The sequence below is a fragment of the Bifidobacterium asteroides genome (genome assembly GCF_003202695.1).
In the GTDB taxonomy this organism is placed as follows: Bacteria; Actinomycetota; Actinomycetes; order Actinomycetales; family Bifidobacteriaceae; genus Bombiscardovia; species Bombiscardovia asteroides_G.
Genome location: NZ_QGLL01000013.1, coordinates 1 through 1,823 on the forward strand (window position 1 = coordinate 1; position 1,823 = coordinate 1,823).

At 56.0% G+C, this 1,823-nt stretch carries 2 protein-coding genes; both read left to right on the forward strand.

All coding sequences use genetic code 11. From position 1 onward, the window contains the following. The first annotated feature begins 120 nt into the window (after positions 1–120). A complete protein-coding gene (locus DKK75_RS07975; RefSeq protein ID WP_110452899.1) occupies positions 121–366 on the forward strand; it encodes a hypothetical protein in 246 nt (81 codons plus the stop codon). Between the two features lie 446 nt (positions 367–812). Further along, positions 813–1,823: hypothetical protein (locus tag DKK75_RS07980; protein WP_219997328.1), on the forward strand; the 1,011-nt coding region annotated here is incomplete at its 3' end.

Consider the following 1,823-nt stretch of genomic DNA (forward strand, 5'->3'; position numbering starts at 1 on the left):
GCGATCCGGCGCAGGGGAGCCAACAAGCACTGACAGGAAGAACGGCCTGGCTGGCCAGTCACTGAAAAGACCAGCCAACCAGGCCATGAACACCAGCAACAACGCTGTTCCCGCAAATACATGAGAATCGGCCGAATCCCCCAACCAGGGATCCGGCCGATTCTTTTATCCCAGCTGCAAGGCACCCGCATAACGCTGGCGGCACTTACCGCGCCCACCAATCAATTCGCCGTAGGCGACCCGCTCGATGATCCGGCCATGATCCAGGACCATGAACAAGCGATGAGCAATCACGAAAACCTCTATCCCCTTCATCGGAGCATCCATGCCAGCCTTGTCGGCGTCATTATGAAGCGGCAGATCTGACAGGCAAAGCTTTTGTGACCTAATATACATTTTGTGACCTAATATACATTGATGGCGATCTGCCGTTCGGCATTCACCCTGTTTGACGTCCTCCTTCCCTTATTTTCAAAGGCACCGGCCGGGGTCGCCGAGAAGGGAAGCAATAAGATGATTTTCGCCTTCCACTCATGCCTGCCTGCCTTTTGCCGGCACATCGTTTATTTACCTTTGTTAGTATGGAAGCTCGCGGGGGCAAATACACACTGACACAGAATTGAGGGGAGCAATTGCGAAAACCAATGAAAGCCGCGCTGGGACTTGCGGTAGCGGTGATTTTGGCCATGCCTACCACTGGCTACGCGCTTAGCCAGGGAGGAAAGCCTGAGACTGCCGCGGGAGCGAACGGGGCATACGGGCTGAATGCAGAGCCGTCAAACACTCCGTCCACACGGTCTGAACCTGCATCGATGCAGGGAATCACGGTGACTTCACAGTTCAAGCAGGGCAGCAACATGTGGAATCAGGTTCTGGCCTTCGATGTCAAGATCGACCAGAGCGCCTCAATCAAGAGCGGATCCACGCTCACTCTGACGTTCTCCAATCCGAATTCCGTGGATTGGAAAAACATACAGCCCAACGGCGACGAGAGATACGGCAAGTGGTCCTACGATGCCCAGAAAGGCACCGCCACCCTCACCTTCGCTCTGGACATCTCCCAGGCCAACATCAACCTGATCATCAATTTCCATCCCATCGGTAACAACAGCAAGAACAACAAGGTCAGCGCCACCTTCAACGGTCAGGACATAGAGCTGAAGGGCGCCAACCAATACGATTTTGAGATGCCTCAAGACCCAGGCTATGGCGACAACCGCATGGTCCCTGGGTGGGGCAGCTACAGCGTCGCAGGCTTGGGAGACAATTACATCGGCGATATCCAGGGCAAGCATTACTACATGCCTGGCAGCACGTCCATGGACTTCAACATCGTGGTCGATCCGGGCTACCTGTCGAAGCCCGATCAGGAGAAGTCCCGCACCATTACGCTGAGCACGTCGGGAGACTCCTCATCCATCTCCCCCGATGACGTCATGCTGTCAGAAGATGGCGGGTGGCCTAATAACTCCAAGCACTATGTGCCGCTTGCCAAGCACGGCTGGACCACGCGCCAGATCGATCCCCAGACCCTCGAGGTGATCATCCCTGACGGATTCCAGATGAGCTGGTACATCCTGGGCATCAAAGTCCAGGTACGCGATGCCACGGCTGCAGGGAAGCTGACCATGGTCTACAAGTCGAACCTGATCCAGAAGCAGGAGAAGTACCTCGAAGGGTGCTTCCAGAATCTCGACAACCTCGGGTTCATACCCCAGCTGAACGCAGGCCCCGACCGCGCCCTCAAGCAGGGGGAAACCATGAACCTCACCCAGTGGCTTTTGGACCCGGTCACTGCCACTGATGTCGAGGACGGCGATCTG

What these genes read in the sequence shown, in the direction of transcription:
- DKK75_RS07975 (WP_110452899.1), top strand. Translation starts at nt 121, where the DNA reads ATGAGAATCGGCCGAATCCCCCAACCAGGGATCCGGCCGATTCTTTTA.